Annotated in this window: 18 protein-coding genes; 1 reads left to right on the top strand and 17 read right to left on the bottom strand. The window is 44.6% G+C overall.

All coding sequences use genetic code 11. The features are described from left to right. Nucleotides 1–64: 64 nt before the first annotated feature. Nucleotides 65–859, top strand: a complete 795-nt coding sequence (gene motD / locus BMY60_RS02870; protein WP_090331069.1) for a flagellar motor protein MotD — start codon at nucleotides 65–67, stop codon at nucleotides 857–859. Between the two features lie 155 nt (nucleotides 860–1,014). Here the strand turns inward: motD and rng are convergent, their stop codons facing one another. The 17 genes from rng to BMY60_RS02785 all read right to left on the bottom strand — a co-directional run bounded on the left by rng (nucleotide 1,015) and on the right by BMY60_RS02785 (nucleotide 19,729). Next, complete coding sequence (gene rng / locus BMY60_RS02865) at nucleotides 1,015–2,469, bottom strand: ribonuclease G (protein ID WP_090331068.1); 1,455 nt, start codon at nucleotides 2,467–2,469, stop codon at nucleotides 1,015–1,017. Between the two features lie 84 nt (nucleotides 2,470–2,553). After that, nucleotides 2,554–3,177 (bottom strand): Maf family protein, encoded by a 624-nt coding sequence (locus BMY60_RS02860; RefSeq protein WP_090331067.1) that lies wholly within the window; start codon nucleotides 3,175–3,177, stop codon nucleotides 2,554–2,556. 60 nt (nucleotides 3,178–3,237) lie between these two features. Further along, on the bottom strand, nucleotides 3,238–3,708 hold the full coding sequence (gene rlmH / locus BMY60_RS02855) for a 23S rRNA (pseudouridine(1915)-N(3))-methyltransferase RlmH (RefSeq protein ID WP_090331065.1): 471 nt from the start codon (nucleotides 3,706–3,708) through the stop codon (nucleotides 3,238–3,240). A 227-nt stretch (nucleotides 3,709–3,935) separates the two neighbouring features. Next, entirely contained in the window at nucleotides 3,936–5,543 is a 1,608-nt protein-coding gene (locus BMY60_RS02850) for a bifunctional aminoglycoside phosphotransferase/ATP-binding protein (protein ID WP_090331064.1), read from the bottom strand. Between the two features lie 444 nt (nucleotides 5,544–5,987). Beyond that, the gene (locus BMY60_RS02845; protein WP_256250645.1) at nucleotides 5,988–6,302 is read right to left on the bottom strand and encodes a DUF4389 domain-containing protein; all 315 of its coding nucleotides are present in this window, start codon (nucleotides 6,300–6,302) and stop codon (nucleotides 5,988–5,990) included. 33 nt (nucleotides 6,303–6,335) lie between these two features. Further along, complete coding sequence (locus BMY60_RS02840) at nucleotides 6,336–6,779, bottom strand: methyltransferase family protein (protein WP_177166553.1); 444 nt, start codon at nucleotides 6,777–6,779, stop codon at nucleotides 6,336–6,338. Between the two features lie 42 nt (nucleotides 6,780–6,821). Next, nucleotides 6,822–7,346, bottom strand: coding sequence for an NlpC/P60 family protein (locus BMY60_RS02835; protein ID WP_090331059.1), 525 nt, complete (start codon nucleotides 7,344–7,346; stop codon nucleotides 6,822–6,824). A gap of 225 nt (nucleotides 7,347–7,571) precedes the next feature. Then, a complete protein-coding gene (locus BMY60_RS02830; RefSeq protein WP_090331058.1) occupies nucleotides 7,572–9,278 on the bottom strand; it encodes a methyl-accepting chemotaxis protein in 1,707 nt (568 codons plus the stop codon). Nucleotides 9,279–9,565: 287 nt separating this feature from the next. Beyond that, nucleotides 9,566–10,645 (bottom strand): protein-glutamate methylesterase/protein-glutamine glutaminase, encoded by a 1,080-nt coding sequence (locus BMY60_RS02825; RefSeq protein ID WP_090331056.1) that lies wholly within the window; start codon nucleotides 10,643–10,645, stop codon nucleotides 9,566–9,568. 35 nt (nucleotides 10,646–10,680) lie between these two features. Continuing rightward, the gene (cheD, locus tag BMY60_RS02820; protein ID WP_090331055.1) at nucleotides 10,681–11,328 is read right to left on the bottom strand and encodes a chemoreceptor glutamine deamidase CheD; all 648 of its coding nucleotides are present in this window, start codon (nucleotides 11,326–11,328) and stop codon (nucleotides 10,681–10,683) included. Further along, complete coding sequence (locus tag BMY60_RS02815; protein WP_090331053.1) at nucleotides 11,325–12,251, bottom strand: CheR family methyltransferase; 927 nt, start codon at nucleotides 12,249–12,251, stop codon at nucleotides 11,325–11,327. Before BMY60_RS02815 ends, cheD begins: the two co-directional genes overlap by 4 nt. Nucleotides 12,252–12,391: 140 nt before the next feature. After that, nucleotides 12,392–14,116 carry a methyl-accepting chemotaxis protein gene (locus BMY60_RS02810; protein ID WP_090331052.1) on the bottom strand — a complete coding sequence of 575 codons (1,725 nt, stop codon included), beginning with the start codon at nucleotides 14,114–14,116 and terminating at the stop codon, nucleotides 12,392–12,394. Nucleotides 14,117–14,210: 94 nt separating this feature from the next. Further along, nucleotides 14,211–14,720, bottom strand: a complete 510-nt coding sequence (locus tag BMY60_RS02805) for a chemotaxis protein CheW (RefSeq protein ID WP_090331050.1) — start codon at nucleotides 14,718–14,720, stop codon at nucleotides 14,211–14,213. A gap of 59 nt (nucleotides 14,721–14,779) precedes the next feature. After that, entirely contained in the window at nucleotides 14,780–16,981 is a 2,202-nt protein-coding gene (locus BMY60_RS02800) for a chemotaxis protein CheW (RefSeq protein WP_090331049.1), read from the bottom strand. Nucleotides 16,982–17,151: 170 nt separating this feature from the next. Beyond that, the gene (locus BMY60_RS02795) at nucleotides 17,152–18,597 is read right to left on the bottom strand and encodes a methyl-accepting chemotaxis protein (protein WP_090331047.1); all 1,446 of its coding nucleotides are present in this window, start codon (nucleotides 18,595–18,597) and stop codon (nucleotides 17,152–17,154) included. 114 nt (nucleotides 18,598–18,711) lie between these two features. Beyond that, complete coding sequence (locus BMY60_RS02790) at nucleotides 18,712–19,077, bottom strand: response regulator (RefSeq protein ID WP_090331045.1); 366 nt, start codon at nucleotides 19,075–19,077, stop codon at nucleotides 18,712–18,714. 76 nt (nucleotides 19,078–19,153) lie between these two features. After that, complete coding sequence (locus BMY60_RS02785; RefSeq protein WP_090331043.1) at nucleotides 19,154–19,729, bottom strand: hypothetical protein; 576 nt, start codon at nucleotides 19,727–19,729, stop codon at nucleotides 19,154–19,156. Nucleotides 19,730–19,776 lie beyond the last annotated feature (47 nt).

Here is a 19,776-nt window from a genome sequence, read left to right as displayed (position 1 = left end):
GTTCTGTTGTCAAAAGGCATAATATGGATAGAGCACTACAGCTACAAAGAATTGATAACTAATTATGACAAGAAAAAAGTTCTACACTAATGAAGAAATTCATGAAAATCATGAACGCTGGCTGGTTTCATATGCTGATTTTATTACTTTGTTATTTGCTTTTTTTGTAGTTATGTACGCGGTTTCTTCCATCAATGAAGGTAAATACAAAGTGTTAAGCGGCTCTCTGGTAAATGCTTTTAAAAATCCTGTTGTAAATGCCGGGACGACACAACCGGTTCATGCGTCTCCAATGATTAATAAAGAGCCTGAGCAGGAAAACCTTATTAAGATTATGGAAGAAAAGAAGGTGCAGCAGCGTATTAAAAAGCAGAAAGTAATGCAATCGATGGCCAAAAATGTGTTGAGAGTGCTGGCGCCACTGGTTGACAATGGAAAAGTCAGAGTGACGCAGAGCAATTTGGGCATTACCGTAGAAATTAATGCGAGTGTGCTTTTTTCTCCCGGCGAAGCGCAGTTATCCAATGATTCAATTGAGACATTGCAGGCGGTGGCGCATGTGTTAAAACACCATGATCATGAAATTCAGGTTGAAGGACATACAGATAATCTGCCGATTTATACCGCCTTTTTTCCATCTAACTGGGAATTGTCGACTGCGCGGGCAAGCAGCGTTATTCGATTATTCATTAACAGTGGCTTGAATGGACAGAGGCTGACAGCAATTGGTTATGGTGAAAATAGACCTGTAGATACCAACGACACCATCGAAGGCAGAATGCGCAATCGACGTGTAACCATCATGATCATGTCCAATGAACAAGAGAAAGTGACAGAGATTCCTGTCAGTTTGAATTAATCTATATCTTGTTTATAGATCAATGCGTTACTGTTAAAAATAGAAATATACAAATCATGCAGGCAAGTTTTGGAGTTATTACGCCGATTTTACATGTTGATTTATCAAATACAGCTATTCAGTTTAATCAATCGATTATAATTTCTGAGCGGATGCTACATTATGATCACGTCGTACTGCTCCTGTGAATAAGTTTCTTCAACCTGAAGGCTGATCGGTTTGGCAATAAAGTCGCCTAGTTGTGCAAGGCTTTGAGACTCTTCATCGAGAAACAAATCAATCACCTGTTGAGAGGCGAGAATACGAAATTCATTTGCATCAAACTGGCGAGATTCACGCAGTAATTCGCGAAGAATTTCATAACATACTGTTTGTGCGGTTTTAATCTCGCCACGCCCGCTACAGGTCGGGCAGGATTCGCAGAGAATATGCGAAAGGCTTTCTCGCATGCGCTTGCGTGTCATTTCGACGAGACCCAGTGAACTGAAATCGTTGACGGTCATACGTGTACGATCTTTTGACAATGTTTTTTTGAATTCGGTTAATACTGCTTTTTTATGATCTTCCGAATCCATATCAATAAAATCAATCACAATAATACCGCCAATATTACGTAAACGCAGTTGTCTGGCGATTACTTGCGCGGCTTCCAGGTTGGTTTTAAAAACTGTGTCATCGAAGTTGCGTACGCCGATAAAACCGCCTGTATTGACATCCATGGTAGTTAGCGCTTCTGTTTGATCAATGATGAGGTATCCACCTGATTTTAGATTGACACGCTTTGCCAAGGATTTCTGAATCTCATCATCGACGCCATAAAGATCGAACAGGGGACGTTCTCCGGTATATACCGTAATTCGATCCGCTATGTTCGGCATATAGTTGCGCGCAAATGCAACCAGTCGCTGATGGTTTTCCCGTGAGTCGACCTGTATACATGATGTATTTTCATTAACAAAATCGCGCAGAACTCTATGGCTTAAATCCAGATCCTGATAGAGCAGTACGGGTGTTGAAGCTGTTAAGGCGGTTTCTTGAATATTATTCCAAAGTTTATGCAGATACTCGATATCCGCTCGCAGATCGTCCTCATCCGCAGTTTCAGCCATTGTGCGAATAATATAGCCGCCAGACTCTTCGTTTGGCAATACCTGCAGTAATTTCTGACGTAAAAACTCGCGTTCAGCATCATCTTCGATACGCTGCGATATACCGATATGTGATTCTTGCGGTAGATAAACCAGCATTCGGCCTGCCAGACTGATTTGGGTGGATAAACGCGCACCTTTCATGCCTATGGCGTCCTTAATAACCTGGACGAGAATGTAATTGCCTTCAAACAATAATTTTTCGATGGGTTGAGCTAACCGGCCGTTATGACTTGATTCCCAGATGTCAGCCACATGCAAGAAAGCAGCGCGTCCTAGCCCGATATCGATAAAAGCGGACTGCATACCAGGCAAAACACGGCTAACACGTCCGTGATAAATGTTGCCAACAATACCGCAATTGCTAGTGCGTTCAATATGCAATTCTTGTGTAACTGCCTGTTCCAGGATGGCAACACGGGTTTCCTGGGGTGTGATATTTATTAGAATTTCATTATCCATAGACGAGGAGGGCAAATCAAAGTACAGCAACTGGAGGAAGCCATGAATTGATGCGCAATAAGTTCACGATTAACACAACTGAAATTATTTGAATATTTCTATTCCTACTTCTTCCAGCAGTTGCGATGTTTCAAATAATGGCAGCCCTTTAACGCCGCTGTAACTTCCGCTGATTTCGGTTATAAAGACCGCGGCCAATCCCTGAATTGCATAAGCGCCGGCTTTGTCATATACATTGTCATATTCAATACAGTAGCGGATTTCTTGTGACGTGATATCGCGGAGGCGTACAGTCGTAGTCGACAATTTAATTTGTGTTTTATTTTTATAAACAACGCCGATAGCTGTCAATACTTGATGAGAACGACCCGACAGGGTAGCCAGCATTTCTTCGGCATGTGCCTGATTTTTCGGTTTTCCCAGAATGCAGCCGTCTAGTGAAACCACCGTGTCCGCCACCAGAACCGGCAATAATGGCAACTGTCGCTGAGTTAGTCGCAGCCAGCCTGCTTCTGCCTTAGTGCTGGTAATGCGGTATATATAATCATTCGGCGATTCATTCTGAAGTGGTGTTTCATCAATATCGCTGGGTCGGCTCAAGGTTTCACGCATGAGCAGAATTTTAAATTTCACGCCGATCTGCTTTAGCAATTCGCGTCTGCGCAGACTGCGTGAAGCAAGGTAAATCTGGTTTTCCGGAAAAGCCATAATGGTAATTTATCTCGATTATGAATTATAGTCATATAGTCATCAATTGTTGATTCGTTATTATATGCGATGATAGGGATGATTCTTGATCAATGATACAGCGCGATACAGTTGTTCAATGAGCATCACACGCACCAGTCCATGCGGAAAAGTAAGCTTTGACAGTGCCCATGAATACTGGCTGCCTGATTTGATTTCATTATGCAAACCATCGGCGCCACCAATGATAAATGCTGAATCTCCGCCTTCCAGCAACCATTGTTCAATGGTGCCGGCCAGTTGAACAGTCGTTTTTTGCTTGCCATGCTCGTCAAGTATAATGATGCGGCATCCTGCGGGTATTGCGGATTTGATGCGCTGACATTCCGCCTGCAATATATGTTCTCTTTGCTTGCTACCGGCGCGTTTCTCCGGTTTGATTTCATATAAGTGTACCGTAATGTCTTGGCTAAAGCGTTTGGCATATTCTGTGAAAGCAGTATTGATCCATTCAGGCATTCTGTTTCCTACGGCAAAGATAAAGAACTTCATGTGTAATCGTTTGATAAGTGATCAACTTGCAGCCGACTGTTTCCGGGCCAATCACGGTTGTTATAAATGGATTATAGAGCCAAAAAGGAATTATGGGATAACATTACGATCCGGTTGACCACTCGATAGTAAACAAACATAAGATTTGTAACAGAACGAATGCATGAAAGGGTAGATGCGCAATCAATCGTGAATATGCTGTCCGGTGGACGCTTAAAATGATGGCGTTAGCAGCTCTTTTGCAAAATCGCCATGGCCAGTTCATCCAAATTTAAATTTTGTTCGGTATCGACGGTTATAACATAAGGCAGCTCATCTTCGTGTAGAGGCTCGGATGTCTTCAGTTGATGTTCGAGAACTGAAATATCAGCATCTGAGATACCTTTTGGCCTGGCACGTATGCGGCGGCGCAATGTATCAGGGCTTGCATTTACTGACAGTATAATAAACGGTAACTGTCTGTTTTGCGCCAATTCTTGAAAGGAGAGTCGCTCCTTATGCTTGAGAAAAGCCGCGTCAAGAATCACTGGAAAACCGGCTTCGAGTATGTCCTCAGCCAGTATGCTGAGTTTTGCATATGCCTTTGTGCTGGCTTCAGGTGAATAAATGTGTGGAGGGGTGCCGTAATGTGCATTAGCACGGTCTGTATTTGACCTGCTATTTGTTGTGCTCGTGTTGTCAAGCAGGCCGAATATACGCTTTCGTTCTACATCGGAGCGAACGCGTATGGCACCGATACGTTCAAGCAAAAGTTGTGATAACGTACTTTTCCCTGAAGCGGAGAAGCCGTGTGCAATAACCAAAACCGGTTTTTGAGGACAGATATATGACTTTGCGAGAGTCATATAAGTATGGCAGTCTTTTTCTGCTTTGTACTTTTCCGCTGTCGAGATACCGGCTTGCCCGGCTCTGATTGCTTCAACCATGGCGCGGATGATTGCACGGTAAACCAGATAAAAACGGAATACCTGAAGTCCAGAGTAATCTCCGCAATACGCCAAGTATGCATTCAGGAGACGATAAGCCAATTGTGGTTTTTTTTTGTCCTGCAAATCCATAACTAGAAACGCAATGTCGGATAGCGTATCTATCCAGCGTAAATTCGGATCGAATTCCAGACAGTCAAAGGCGAGTGGCTTGTCATGCAACCATAAAAGATTGCGTAAATGCAGATCACCATGACATTCACGAATAAATCCGTCCCGTTTGCGTTGTTCAAACAGATGTTTTCGTGTTGAGAAAAAAGAACTGCTCCAATTCTCCAATTCAGTCAACTTTGCGCCGTGTTGCTGCGCTTCCTGGCTGGAACGGATATTTTCAAATGTTTGTGTAACAGATTGTTTGACATGCTCGGGACTGCCGTAGCAGATGTCTGGCGCGGCTATTGCGGCGTTTTGATGGAACACTGCCAAACGATGCGCGAATGCATCAATGTGTGTATTTCCGAGTTTGCCGTCTTCAAGCATAATGTCAAGCTGGGCACTCTGCGGAAACTGAACCATTTTAAGCGCATACTCAATGACTTCTCCGGTTCCCTGTAAAACGGGGTGTGCCGGGCTGCCTGTAATAGTAATTATGTCCAGGTAAATAGGTGCGGCGAGTCGTTTATTCAAACGTAATTCTTCATGGCAAAAATACCTGCGTTGAGACAACGATGAGAAATCGAGGAATCCGAGATTACACGGCTTTTTGATTTTGTAAGCATAGGTGCCGGTCAGAATCACCCAGGAAATATGCGTTTCGATGAGTTTGATGGCTTTGACCGGATGGTCATATACCTCGGCCTGCATGAGTGAACGGATAAGTTCACTGGACGGTTTGCTGTCTGCTTGCATATGAAATCGGCTTTGAATTAATTTCTATTAATGTTTTTACCGAAAATTCTCAGCACCGCAATGCAGGATTGAAACTGTGATTTAAATTTCCGCATTCGTTTTTATTCAGAAATTCCGGTCAATATTGTCATTTTCTCTACAGTGATGAACAGATTGCTGTTGATGTCTTGTAAGACAGCTCAGTTAGCGACTGATCATCCATGGATCACCGCCAGCGAGACTATTGGTTTGAGTTCCGGTGAATGATTTCTGCGTTTTTTGCGCACTTTATTTTTTCTGTATTTATCTTCTTTATAAAAGTAACCCTACAGAAAATAACTCCTTATTTTCGGCGCTTCAGTGCCCAAACCTGCCGGGTCCGATTCAATAGGGGCAAGGTTGGTCGAATCCGAATTAACCAGCATCTAAAAACGCGTTAAAATCTACAATGCAGAGTAAGTTTGGTTATTGGCCTGATATCTGATCCGATGTATTGTTTTTAATATGAGTTTGAGTGCCATCCGGCCACTTGCTAAAAGGAAACGGGCGCTGTTCGCTGTTGAATGACAGAAATTGAATAATTTGATAAATATAGGCGCCAAGGCCATATGAAAATTTGAGGATTTGTTCGTTTGGTTTTTCCGTCAGTAAAATCGTAACAAACTGAAATAACATAACACCAATAATAAGAAATTTTGAGATGCTGTAAATCACGATAAAAAATAACATAAAGAGTCCGCGGATCAGAATCTCGTTTTTTTGTATGGATTTTTCAGTCATTTTTCTATTAAACTCCATTAAGCGGATGTGTGTTTATAGCCAACGTCGTACGGTTCGTTTGTATAATTCAAATTCGGCCCCAAAGATTCGACTCAGTGATCTTTCTTCTGGTTCAATCTGAAATCGATTCATGTAGAAAATAAAGCCTGCAATCAGGATGAATGCGGGTACATTATTTAAGTACACACTCCAACCTGTCAACATAATGACGAATCCCAGATAAATTGGGTTGCGGCTATATTGGTACAAGCCGGTTTTTATTAAAGCTGTGGCAAGTTCCGGCTTCATTGGATTTAAAGTTGTTTTTTTGCGCATAAACGTAACAGCGCACGATAAAATAATGAATGCGCCAATCGCGGTCATGATTACTGGGAAAACAATATTGGGCCCGGTTTTTAGTAATAAAACTGGCACCGAAACAGAAAGAAACCACATTGCTAACGCAAAAACAACCCACACCAGTACAGGTGGAATCAATGGTGGCTGCTGGTGCATTTTTGCCCCGCTATTGACAAACGCTCATACCCGGATGGATTTCCAGTATTTAGCATTCCAGTAGATATTATCTAGGCGCGAAATCGTAACGCCTTTTTTTTGGGAAACATGGAGGAATTTATTTTTTTCTAAATAAATGCCGACGTGTCTCGATGTTGGCCCGGTGCGAAAGAACACCAAATCGCCCGCACTCAATTCATGCTTTTTAATCTCTCTGCCCAGCCTGGACTGCTGGCGTGTCGTCCTCGGTAAATGCACGCCCATTTTTGATTTGTACGTCAGATAAACGAAGCCCGAGCAATCAATACCGTTTTTACTTAACCCTCCCAGTCTGTAGCGGACACCTGCCCATTCCTGATGTTGGTGATACAGGCTGTGAATAACTGACTTGTGTGAAGACTGTTTAACGAGCGTCGCGGATTTGAATTTATAGCTTCCTGCCTGCCTTTCAGGAAGCGCGCCACATCCAGCAATCAACCATATGAACAAAAGGCCTGCGCCAAATAAGCAAGATTTCTTTGTATGTCGTTTTGCGTCTTGATAATACATGGTTTGTGTTTTTTATAACAAAACGCGTGTCATCTTATCAAAATAGCCCGGAAAATCAACCTGAGCGGCGATAAATCAAGGCTTGCGTGTTTTTTGTATCTTTTTCAAACAATGCCTAATATGGTGCGTGAAAAAATCACATGCTCCCTTTCAGAGTAAAAAGATCAGCTGATGACTGTTTATGCGCGCCCCTTCTAATGATGTGGAACGCACATGTTTTTGTTGTTATCCAGCAGCGTTGTTTTTGCGTTCTGGAATGCGGTGAATATTAGCCGGGCGTTGGCCGCTCCTTCTATCGGCAGTATTTTGTTGTCGTACTCTTGATGCAATTCTTGTTTTGTTACGCCGGTCAAATTTTACCTCGGGGCTTGCAGTATTATTTAGTTTTAACACAGTAAACGCTTCTGTGACATTATCTGTTTGTTTTTGCAGTATTTCAGTTGATTCTGCAATATCCTGCACTAAAGCAGTGTTCTGCTGAGTAACTGTATCCAGACTGATCATGGCTTCATTAATCTGCTCAATACCGGAATTTTGCTCGCGGGATGCATTGGTAATATCGGCCATAATTTCGGTTACTTTTTGCACGGCATTCACGACTTCAGTCATTGTCTGTCCCGCTTTGTCGGCCAGTTCTGTGCCGGCCTCGATCTGATTAACCGAATTGTTAATCAACGCGGCTATTTCTTTTGCCGCGGTTGCCGAGCGCTGCGCAAGCATGCGCACTTCCGAAGCGACGACTGCAAATCCCCGGCCATGTTCTCCTGCGCGCGCCGACTCAACGCCTGCATTTAATGCCAGAATATTGGTCTGAAACGCAATTTCGTCAATGACACTGATGATATTAACAACCTTTTTGGCGCTTTCATGAATCAAATTCATGGTATGCACAACGTCATTGACAATTTCGCCGCCCTTGGAGGCTACAGTACTGGCCTGTATTCCAAGCTTATTGACTTCCTGCACGTTTTCGTCATTCTGCGCCACGGTTGAAGTCAATTCTTCCATGGATGCCGCTGTTTTTTCAAGATTTGCTGTCTGTTCAGTCGTGCGCCGGCTTAATTCGTCATTTCCAGTAACCAAATCCTCCGAAGTGCGTGAGACGATGTCGGTACTGATAGAAATATTCAGCAAGATACGGCGCATGTTTCTGTTCATGAGCTTTAACAATTCCTGCAACCGTCCCAATTCGCCATTTGCAGGCGGATAGTTTAAAGGAGAAAAGTCACCGGATGCCGCGCGAATAATTGCATCCGAAAGATCTTTTAACGGCCGCGAAATGGATGAAACACTGTAGTAACCCAGTATTACTGAAACCAGAAAACCAAACCCTATGGTTGTCGCATAGCCGGTTGGGTATTGCGCCGCCAGCCCAATTACAGCGCCGGTCACCGCCAGAAGAAGCGTCATGCATGGGATAGCGAATGCCAGACTTAATTTGGCCTTTACCGATGGATTCATCATGCCTGTCAATTTGCCTGCAATACCCTTTTTGACAATCCTGCCTTCTTTAAGGACGGCTTTTTCCGCTTTAATATCGCAAAACAATGCTTCGGCAGATTTTATCTGTTCGCTTGTCGGTTTGTTGCGGATCGAAATATAGCCGGTAATTTGATTGCCTTCGCGCAGCGGCGACACATTGGCTTCTACCCAATAATAATCCCCGTTTTTACATCTGTTCTTGATGACTCCCGTCCATGGCTTTCCGGATTTGATTGTTTTCCATAAGTCATCAAACGCTTCTTCCGGCATATCCGGATGGCGAACGATATTATGCGCCTTGCCGTGCAGTTCTTCACGCGAAAAACCGCTGACTTGAACAAATGCATCGTTCACGAAAGTTATCCGGCCTTTTGGATCTGTTTTGGATATCAATCCATCCGATTCGCGGAAGTCTTTTTCGATTGTGGTGATTGGCATGTTTACGCGCATAATTTATTTCCTCCATTAAGTGCATGGTTAGTTTGATCGACTGGTTTTTGCGGCAATATATACTTTGTCGGAATCCTGAATGTTCTCTTTTTTAAACAAACCCCAAATTCCGTGACGAGATGATTTTAGGAGTCGCGAATAAATAAGTGTGACAATCGGGCGCGTCTGGCGGGATGCAATGCAAGGCGGGAGGATGAGTCATAGCACAAGCTATGGCGACGACGAACGACGCCGCAGTGTGCCCGCCAGATGTGATCCGGGTGTTACAGTTATTTATGAACGACTCCTTAGACACGGACAGCGTGCGTACCCATACCGGCGATCTTTGTCAGCACTTTTCTTGCCATATCCCGCAGTGGAACAATTTCATCAACACCACCTGCGGTAACCGCCTCTTTGGGCATGCCATAGACAACACAGCTGGCTTCATCCTGCGCAAAATTATAGGTGCCAGCGTCATGCATGGCTAACATACCGGCAGCACCATCCTTACCCATGCCGGTCATAATGACGCCGACCGCATTCTTGCCCGCAGTTTTTGCTGCTGAGTAAAAGAGCACGTCAACCGAAGGACAGTGACGGTTAACCGGTTCTCCCTGATTCAGTTCAGTGATATAGTTCGCGCCGCTGCGCTGCAGTAAAAGATGGGAATGTCCTGGCGCGATAAATGCGTGACCAGGCAGGACGCGCTCACCACCTTGCGCTTCAACGACTCTGATTTTACATAACTTGTCCAGCCGATCCGCAAACGATTTTGTAAACAGTTCAGGCATATGCTGCGCGATCAGAATACCCGGGCAATTGGACGGCAATTGTATGAGAAAATCCTTGAGTGCTTCGGTACCGCCTGTCGAGGCGCCAATAATAATGAGTTTTTCTGTTGAGGCGACACGGCTGGTTAACGCTGGCAGGGTTTGTGTCTTCATCTGTGATTCCGCGCTAGTGCCGGGTGCAATACGTTTGATGCGCGCACGTCTGGCGATACGCAGTTTGTGCGCAATTTGATCGGAGTATTCCTGCAAACCTGATGCAATCTCAATTTTCGGTTTTGCGATAAAATCCACCGCGCCAAGTTCAAGTGCGCGCAATGTGATCTCTGAATCTCTTTCAGTTAAAGTGGAAATCATTAAAACAGGCATCGGTCTTAGCCGCATTAATCGCTCGAGAAAGTCGAGACCATCCATTTTCGGCATTTCAACATCCAGCGTTAACACATCGGGGTTCATTTCGCGAATCATTTCCCGGGCAACCAGTGGGTCGGGCGCCGCGCCAATTACTTCCATATCCGCCTGACTGCTGATAATTTCAGTTAACATTTTCCGGACAAGTGCGGAATCGTCAATGATTAAAACTCTAGTTTTGCGCATAAACCAATCCTAAACAAAGATGCAATATTTTGATGTCAGGAAAAAAGCTCAATCGTTCCACTCGTTTCACCTGAGTGATTTAATTGATTAACTTGCTGAATGTAATTTTTCTCATATTCCGAAATATTTTTCAGATAGCTGTCTTTCAGTTTCTTGACCAAAACCTTGCCGGTTTTCGGAAAGAAAAAAACTTTCCGTGGATAGATGTCGACTAAATCCTTTGCAACTATCCGAATATTTTCAGTAGCCAAAAACCTGAGTACGAAATCAGCGTTACGTTGCCCTACATTGGATGTTGCAAGCTCTTTCATCACATTGCCGCCGCCAAATACTTTTGCTTCCAGGTTTGCGCGCCGCGCACCGAGCTTTAATAATCGATTAATCAGTATTTCCATTGCATAAGTCCCATAACGCGCAGATGCGCCGAGCTGTGTATTGGCATCCGATGGCCCACCGTCAGGCAGCATAAAATGATTCATGCCGCCGATACCGCTTTGTTTGTCGCGCAAACAAGCGGCAATACATGAGCCAAGGGTAGTCACCAGTAACTTGTCGCTGTCTGTTATAAAGTACTCGCCGGGCAATAATTTAACTGCTTGTATTTTGAAATCATTAGCGTAATAAAAATTTGTTGCTATTTGTTTGTCAATCGATGTGATTTTTTTATTCTCAATCTCGATCATGATTTATTCCTGTTATCTGCAACTTCATACACCGTATTTGACCGTAGTTTGAAAAGGTCTGAAGCATGCTGCAAACTTTCAGAATGACCTGCAAACAGCAGCCCGCCTTCATCGAGTAATGGCGCGAATTTTTTCAAAATCTTGTATTGCGTTTGTTTATCAAAATAAATCATGACATTGCGGCAGAAAATAGCCTGAAAAGCGCCTCGAATAGACCAGTTGTTTTCGAGTAAATTGATTTTCCGGAATGTCACTAAATTACGTACTTCATCCCGCACTTTGACGGTGCCTGCATTACGTCCTTTGCCCTTGTAAAAAAATGCCTGCAGCACGTTTTGCGGTAATTTTTCCACGCGATCCATTGTATAGATGCCTTCACGCGCTTTTTGCAGCACTTGCGTATCGATGTCTGTCGCCAGGATATGGACCGGTGGTGTCAGCGAATTGAATGCCCTGATAGCTGTAATCGCCATGGAATAGGGTTCTTCTCCGGTTGAAGAAGCAGTGCACCAGAGGTGGATCTTGTGTTGATTCCCCCGCATTTGATGGTAATCATCTGAACTGGAAAAATCATTCGTATGCAGCGAACGCGGCTTTTTGCATGTTTTGAGGTGCTGTTCCAGAATCGGAAAATGATGGTTTTCTCGAAAAAAAGCAGTCAGGTTGGTCGTCAGTGCGTTGACAAATTCCTGTTGCTCTGTCGAGCCGGCGCTATCCAGCAGACTGAGATATTCTTTAAAGCTTGTTAAGCCATAGACACGTAAGCGCCGGGCCAATCGGCTGTACACCATATTATGCTTGGATTCCGATAAGGAAATACCGGTATATGCATAGATTGTTTCTTTGACTTTTTCGAAATCTGCTTGCGTATAGGTATATTCACGGGATGCGCTTTCCGTTTTTTTTATCTGAGTTTCCCACATAGTTTATGCACTCCGGTCGTAAATTTTATACTTATACTTTTTGATCCGGCCTGCTGGTTTTTTGAGTTCAAGCAAAATTTATTTGCCGGAAACTCAAAAAACCTGGTTGGCCAGATCATGATGTGAAGCGTCTGGACTGGCTAGAATTCTTCCCAGTGATCATTGCCGCCACCTATCGCAACCTTTTTCGGTTTAGATACAGCCTGGGCTGCGGCACTCTCATTGCTACTGCTCATAACGTGTTTAGCTGATGTGGCGCGGTTTGGTAGCTGCGTCACATTTTCCGGTTTCCTGCTGCTTGCAGCCGATTTTTTCAACATACTGTCGGATAGCGTAAACGATGCTATTGCCCGGGCCAGTTCTTCTGCCTGCTCTTTCATTGATTCGGCAGCGGCGGCAGCTTCTTCGACCAGCGCGGCATTTTGCTGCGTTACTTCATCCATCTGGGTAACCGCCTGGTTGACCTGCTCGATACCTGAGCTTTGCTCCTGCGACGCCGCTGAGATTTCAGCCATAATGTCTGTCACACGCTTGACGGCGTTGACGATTTCATCCATGGTCGTGCCCGCTTCATCAACCAGTCTGGTGCCATCCTCAACCTTATTGACGGAATTGCTGATCAATTCCTTGATTTCTTTGGCGGCCGCTGCGGATCGCTGCGCCAGTGTGCGTACTTCGGTCGCCACCACAGCAAATCCGCGCCCCTGCTCACCGGCACGTGCCGCTTCAACTGCCGCATTCAATGCCAAAATATTCGTTTGAAATGCAATACCATCGATAACGCTGATAATGTCGACAATTTTTTTGGAACTGTCGTTGATCGCACTCATGGTCTGTACCACTTGTCCGACTACAGCTCCACCTTTAACGGCTACTTCAGAAGCACCCGAAGCCAGTTGATTGGCCTGACGCGCATTGTCTGCATTTTGTTTGACGGTAGATGTCAATTCTTCCATGGAAGCGGCGGTCTCTTCCAGACTGGATGCCTGTTCTTCGGTGCGCTGGCTCAAATCCAAATTACCCGACGCAATTTCACCCGAGGAAGTAAAGATAGAATCGGTACCGGAGCGAATCTTGCCCACCAGGTCAACCAGGTTGCCGTTCATTTGTTTCAATGCCTGCATCAAACGGCCTGTTTCATTGGTTGAATTGACTTCGATACGGCTGGTCAGATCGCCGGAAGCAACGGCTTTGGCGACCGCAACGGCGTTATTTAACGGCCCGATAATCGAGCGTATCAACATCATACCAATCACAATTGCCAGAATGACGCCTGTAACAATCGCGACAGAAATAATCATGAGAATAGTGTTAAAACTATTCTGGGCCTGCGCAAATTCCTGTTCGGCGACACGCCCCTGCAGTGAAATTAAATTAAACATGGTTTCATCCACTGCGTCAAACTTGGCTTGGGCATCATTCCGTCTGGTTTGCACAGCCGCCGCAAAATCTCCCGCCACGGAAAGGCGCATAATCCGGTCGCGCACTTCTTTGTACGCATCCCATTGACGCACCCAGGTATTTGCAAGCTGTTCCTCTTCAGGAGTCAGAGTTGTGACGATGTATTTTGCCCAGATCTCGGCGATTTCCGCATCGCGTTCGACTATCAATTGAGTGCGTGTTTTGGCCACTTCTATATCGTTCAAGTTGGCAGCGAAAATCATGTTAATGCGGCTGCGCTGCATCCGGTCAAGTATAAAGCCTAAATCGACGGCGGGTACGGTGCGGTCTTCATACACTGTTTTTAATCCCTGATTAGATTCGTAAATACCATACAATCCTAGCCCGCCAATAGCTATCAGCAAGGATGACAGCATACCGATCAGTATCACCAGTTTTGATTTAATCGTCATATTGTTTACCATGTTTTATTACCTCACTTAATTTACTAGTTAGTGCTTCTTTCTGGGATGGTTAAAACTCTTCGTCTTATAGGCGAAGATAGTTCAGTTGCTAAAATTAATTCAGCGCGTGGTCGATCAATCCCATATCATCACTGGCCATTAGTTTTTCGATATTAACCAGAATTAACATGCGTTCATCGATGGTACCCAGGCCCATAATGTATTTGGTGTCAATGACAGAGCCGAATTCCGGTGTGGCGCGCACCTGCTCCATGTCAAGTCTGATGACATCGGAAACACCATCGACAACGATGCCCATCACACGATCTGAAACATTCAGAATAATCACTACTGTAAATTGATCGTATTCAACAGTTCCTAATTTAAATTTGATACGCATATCGATAATGGGTACGATTACACCACGCAGATTAACAACACCTTTGATAAATTCGGGTGAATTGGCAATTTGCGTAATGGCGTCATAACCGCGGATTTCCTGTACTTTCAGAATATCGATACCATATTCTTCATTACCTAGTCTGAACGTCAAAAATTCACTCGCATTCACAGCAGGGGGATTGCCTGCTGTATCAGTCGGTGTTATGGTCTGTTGTTGTGACATGCGGTTTTCTCCTATTTTAAAAATTACAGGGACATTAATTCAGAATACCGAGTATCCTGTTACATGGATATATTTTGTGAAGCCATGACCAAACCGGCAGAATCTAGAATAAGTGCCACTTTTCCATCGCCCATGATTGTGGCGCCGGAAACGCCCACCACCCTGCGGTAGTTTTTTTCCAGGCTTTTGATGACAACCTGATGCTGGCCAATCAGTGCATCGACAAACATTGCGGCCTTATGCCCTTCCGTATCCAGTATGACAAGAATGCCATCCTCGATATTGGTTGAATCAGGTTTGATATTGAAGACTTCGTGCAGCGCGATTACCGGTAAATAGTCGCCGCGTACATGGACGACACGTCCAACGCCACCAACGGTTTTGATGTCCGTGCTTCTAGCCTGGAGAGATTCGGTGATGTAAGTCAGGGGAACAATAAACATCTGATCACCGACAGCAACGGATAACCCGTCGAGTATGGCCAGTGTGAGCGGCAAGCGAATGGTGATGCGTGTTCCCACACCAAAAACCGAATCAATTTCCACACGTCCGCCCATGCTCTGAATGTTGCGTTTTACAACGTCCATGCCAACGCCGCGGCCAGAAACATCGGTAACCTGTTCTGCGGTTGAGAAACCCGGTTCGAAAATAAGCATCCAAACTTCCTGGTCCGACATGCCTTCGTGAACTGCAATGCTGCGTTCTTTCGCCTTTGTCATGATTTTTTCACGATTCAATCCCGCACCATCATCGCCCACCTCAATAACGATGTTGCCGCCCTGGTGGAAGGCGCGTAATGTAATGGTTCCCTTCGCCATTTTTCCGGCGGCAATTCTTTTTTCAGGGGATTCAATGCCATGATCCAGACTGTTTCTAACCAGGTGTGTCAACGGATCCGCTATTTTTTCAATGAGTCCTTTGTCCAGTTCAGTGCCTTCACCAACTGTTTTCAGTTCAACTTTTTTGTCGAGTTTCGCTGCCACATCACGCACAACCCTGGGATATCGGCTGAATACGAAGTTAATTGGCAGCATTCGAATAGACATAACGGCTTCCTGCAGATCGCGTGTGTTACGTTCCAGCTGATTCATACCGCTATTCAGTTTTTCGTAAAGCACCGGATCGACTTCTGAAGCGGTTTGTGTAAGCATTGCCTGCGTTATCACAAGCTCGCCTACCAGGTTGATCATCTGGTCGACTTTTTCAATACTGACACGGATTGAGGATGATTCACTGGATGGTGTATTCGATTTAGGCTGTTTTGAACCGGGTTGTGGATTATTTGGTTTTGCTGATGTGTTGCAATCCGCGGGCAGCTGTGAAACTGTTTCATTTTTTTCCGTATTTTCTGCGTCACCTGGAGCAGCCGGTGCGCCCGGAAAGAATCCATATGGCGCCTCAGATTGTTTTAACTGCGCCGGGTTGTCAATGGTTGCTTTCTCTGAATTTTCAGAAACTGTGCTGTTAATTGGTTCGGTGGCAATATTATTTCCAACCGCCGGGCTTGAGGGTTCATGCTGCAAGTCTTTTTCAATGGTTAGTTGAGACGGATCAACGACAAATGCGAGTGCTTCCCATACATCTTCTTCGCATGCGCCGGTTGTCAGACGCAATTTACACAGTTGTTCTTCATCCGATAGTAATAGCTTTTCCAGTTTTCCGAATGCCTCGAGGCTGGAAAACAGGTTTTCCATTGATTTTGGATTAACGCCATTACTGGAAAATGCGATGATGAAACGCGCCGCTTCGGTTTTTGAGGCCATCGATGGTGTTTCTTCAGCAACGGGTATCGTGTTGTTGGTTGCCTGTATCTGGTGTTCCTCGGACCGCGGCGGTTTAGACGCTTCTTTTTGTTCGGCAGAAGCTATATCAGCTTGTTCAGAAAACAGCTTTAATTCGTTACCGACTTCAGCCGCGACAGCCACATCGGCCTCACCATCGCCTCTGTGGGCGCCCAACTGTCCCTTGATTACATCACCTGCTCTAAGAAAGGCGTCAATCATTTCAGGGCGAATTTCTATTTCGCCCTTGCGCAGCTTGTCAAGTAACGATTCCAGCATATGCGTCATCTCCGTCATGTCCGTAAATCCAAATGTGCCTGCTCCACCCTTGATGGAATGTGCAGCGCGGAAGATGGCATTTAAGTCTTCCGGATCTGGCGAACTGATATCCAGTCCCAGCAAACAAGTTTCCATCTCTGCGAGTAATTCTGAGGATTCTTCGAAAAACACCTCATAAAATTGTTCAAGGTCTGCACTCATTTTTTATCCTAGATTTCAAAAAGTGATTCGCTCACTGCCGATAATTTTATCGAACCGCCTGCGAACACAGTATTCAAATGTTTGACTGCCAATTCTTGCCGGCTGCGTGTTTGATGCGTGTTCACAGGTATGTTTGCAATAAAATGAATCATGCTGGTGGTTGTTGACGATTAAAACTCATCCCAGTTATTTTTGGCGTTAGCGATCTTGGATCTGATCGCAGCAGTTTTCTTAACTTCCGAGCCAGCCGCTTTAGCGGCTTCAACATCCTGGCCAGGCGCTTTTCTTTCAGTAAACGGCCTTGATGCAAAGTCGCGCCGCTCGGGCCGGTGTGCTTTGGCTGGTTTTGCTTGTGATGCATGTAAGCTGAATGCGTCGATTACCTGTATCAAATGCCACTGAGCCCGGGTTTGCATTTCCTCAGCAGTTGCTGTCTTTTTCTCAACCAGTGCGGCGTCTTGCTGCGCGCCTTCATCGACCTGGCTGATCGCATCATTCACTTGTTCGATTCCAGAACTCTGTTCGTGAGATACCGTAGTGATTTCATCGATAATGTCGGCTACATGTTTGATGGATTGAACGAATTCGTCCATCGTTGTGCCGGCTTCGTCAGCCAGCTTCGCACCGTTCTCTATGCCGTTTGTTCGAAAGATTCTGGTTTTTATGTATTCCAGCTCTTTTATTTTATTGAAAAATAATAAATATGACTGTCGAAGCTTGATGAGTAAAGGATATGCTTTTTCAACCGAACCGTTGGCCGGCGCTTTGATTTCTTTGGCCGCAGTAGAGCTGCGTTGAGCCAGATTACGTATTTCTGACGCAACAACTGCAAAGCCGCGGCCTTGTTCATCGGTGCGTGCGGCTTCAACCGCGGCATTAAGTGCCAGAATATTGGTTTGGAATGCAATGCCATCGATAACGCTGACGATATCGACAATTTTTTTGGAACTGCCGTTGATGGATGACATGGCTATGACGGCCTGGCTGACGACACTACCACCTTTTTCCGCAACGTCTGATGCGCCTATTGCCAACTGGCTCGTTTGCTGAACATTTTTGGCATTTTGACATGCGGTGCTGGTCGATTGCTCAATACTTGCGGCAGCTTCTTCCAGATTCGCAGCATGTTTTTTTGTGCGTCCGGATAAATCGCTGTTATCTGAAGCGATTTCTGTAACGGCATTTAATATCGCATTCGCCGAATCTTTTTTTACGGCTGTTACATCTGTTATCAGGCCCATAACCTTTGACAGTTTGCCGCTTTCATCTCTGATCGGATTAAAAGTGGCACGGCCCCAGACTTCTTTGCCGTCGCGATTATGATAGAGGAAATCATCGGATACACATTCGCCACTATTGAGTTGTTGCCAGAATTTATGGTAGTTGGTGCTGCCGCGAAATTCCGGACTGACTAGTAAGCCATAATCCATATTGGTAATCTCGCTCTGAGAGTAGCCCAGCATGTTAAGAAAAACGCCATTCGCCGTAATAATTCTTCGGTCCAGAGCGAGTTCAACAAAACCCTGATACCGCCCGATGTCGCCCAGAGAACAGTCCCGGAATGGAGCAAATTTTTTTGCGAACTTGTTTGCAAAAGTTTTAAGTGCTTTTAGCATCTCAGATCATTCTTGCGATTAATTATCGGTACAAGATTTTTATATGAATACATTAGCAATAATTAATTAAAATTAAACGCTTAATTAAAGAGTTTTTTTGATGCCAATTTAATTTTAGTTTATGACTTTTTTAATGACTTCCAGCAGGCTCTCTGGATTGAATGGTTTGACCAGCCATCCCGTAGCACCCGCGGCTCTGCCTTTGGCCTTCATTTGCTCGTCGGATTCTGTGGTCAGCATCAAAATCGGTATGTTTTTGTAATGCGCCAAATCTCTCAGTCTCTCAAGCAGCTTTAAACCGTCCATACGGGGCATGTTGATATCTGTCAGGACAAGATTAAATGCCTGGTGATTGGCTTTATCCAGTGCATCCTGACCATCAACAGCTTCAATAACTTCGTATCCTGCACCTTTTAAGGTGAATGTGACCATTTGGCGAATAGATGCGGAATCGTCCACAGTTAAAATTGTTTTACCCATCTCCATTTGTTTACCCCTGGTGTTGATTTGATAAATATAGCCTGAAATTTGAGAATCAAAGTCTTTATGTAAACAACTAAAATAGTTCTATTTTTCCTTTCTGCATCGCATCTTGAACGACAGGTTTGTTTGATTTTTTTGATTTGGCCTGTTGTATTGCCTGGACGATTGGCGATGATGTATCTATTTGATTAATATTATCGCTTCCCGGAATGTCCTGAAGGCCTACGCGTTGCAATGCAAGGTTTAACGTTTCGATTTGTTTTGTTGTGTGTACGAGTAATTGAGCGACCAGATCGCCAAATTGTAGAGAAATCATGGCGTGGCCCAGTTCTCGTTCGATGCTGTCAGCAATCGCCATTTGCTTTTGCAGTAATTCCAGAACCGGTTTGTTTTCTTTGGGAATCGACAGCTTTTCAATTGTCAGGACCATTTCGTGGTGTGATTTTGATAATTTTTTGATGTATTTGAAATTGATGACCAGATTGGTGACAGCATCATTGACTAATCGCTCGATTTGGTTCAGGTCGCTTTTAATGTTTATGAAATATTCGGCGACTTCTTCATTGTAAGGATTGGTAGAAACATCACGTACATGTCCGGTATCGTCGTACTGATTTTGCATGTCTTTCTCATAATTATCTTTTGGCATTGGCTTTCCTATTGGTTTTCCTTTTAGTCCGTGAGAAGCATGAAAAT

The sequence above is a fragment of the Nitrosomonas sp. Nm51 genome (assembly GCF_900111165.1).
In the GTDB taxonomy this organism is placed as follows: domain Bacteria; phylum Pseudomonadota; class Gammaproteobacteria; order Burkholderiales; family Nitrosomonadaceae; genus Nitrosomonas.
This window is presented reverse-complemented; position numbering and strand designations above follow the sequence as displayed.

Coding starts and splice junctions, on each gene's coding strand:
- motD (WP_090331069.1), top strand. CDS start 65: ATGACAAGAAAAAAGTTCTACACTAATGAAGAAATTCATGAAAATCAT.
- rng (WP_090331068.1), bottom strand. CDS start 2,469: ATGGATAATGAAATTCTAATAAATATCACACCCCAGGAAACCCGTGTT.
- BMY60_RS02860 (WP_090331067.1), bottom strand. CDS start 3,177: ATGGCTTTTCCGGAAAACCAGATTTACCTTGCTTCACGCAGTCTGCGC.
- rlmH (WP_090331065.1), bottom strand. CDS start 3,708: ATGAAGTTCTTTATCTTTGCCGTAGGAAACAGAATGCCTGAATGGATC.
- BMY60_RS02850 (WP_090331064.1), bottom strand. CDS start 5,543: ATGCAAGCAGACAGCAAACCGTCCAGTGAACTTATCCGTTCACTCATG.
- BMY60_RS02845 (WP_256250645.1), bottom strand. CDS start 6,302: ATGACTGAAAAATCCATACAAAAAAACGAGATTCTGATCCGCGGACTC.
- BMY60_RS02835 (WP_090331059.1), bottom strand. CDS start 7,346: ATGTATTATCAAGACGCAAAACGACATACAAAGAAATCTTGCTTATTT.
- BMY60_RS02830 (WP_090331058.1), bottom strand. CDS start 9,278: ATGCGCGTAAACATGCCAATCACCACAATCGAAAAAGACTTCCGCGAA.
- BMY60_RS02825 (WP_090331056.1), bottom strand. CDS start 10,645: ATGCGCAAAACTAGAGTTTTAATCATTGACGATTCCGCACTTGTCCGG.
- cheD (WP_090331055.1), bottom strand. CDS start 11,328: ATGATCGAGATTGAGAATAAAAAAATCACATCGATTGACAAACAAATA.
- BMY60_RS02815 (WP_090331053.1), bottom strand. CDS start 12,251: ATGTGGGAAACTCAGATAAAAAAAACGGAAAGCGCATCCCGTGAATAT.
- BMY60_RS02810 (WP_090331052.1), bottom strand. CDS start 14,116: ATGGTAAACAATATGACGATTAAATCAAAACTGGTGATACTGATCGGT.
- BMY60_RS02805 (WP_090331050.1), bottom strand. CDS start 14,720: ATGTCACAACAACAGACCATAACACCGACTGATACAGCAGGCAATCCC.
- BMY60_RS02800 (WP_090331049.1), bottom strand. CDS start 16,981: ATGAGTGCAGACCTTGAACAATTTTATGAGGTGTTTTTCGAAGAATCC.
- BMY60_RS02795 (WP_090331047.1), bottom strand. CDS start 18,597: ATGCTAAAAGCACTTAAAACTTTTGCAAACAAGTTCGCAAAAAAATTT.
- BMY60_RS02790 (WP_090331045.1), bottom strand. CDS start 19,077: ATGGGTAAAACAATTTTAACTGTGGACGATTCCGCATCTATTCGCCAA.
- BMY60_RS02785 (WP_090331043.1), bottom strand. CDS start 19,729: ATGCCAAAAGATAATTATGAGAAAGACATGCAAAATCAGTACGACGAT.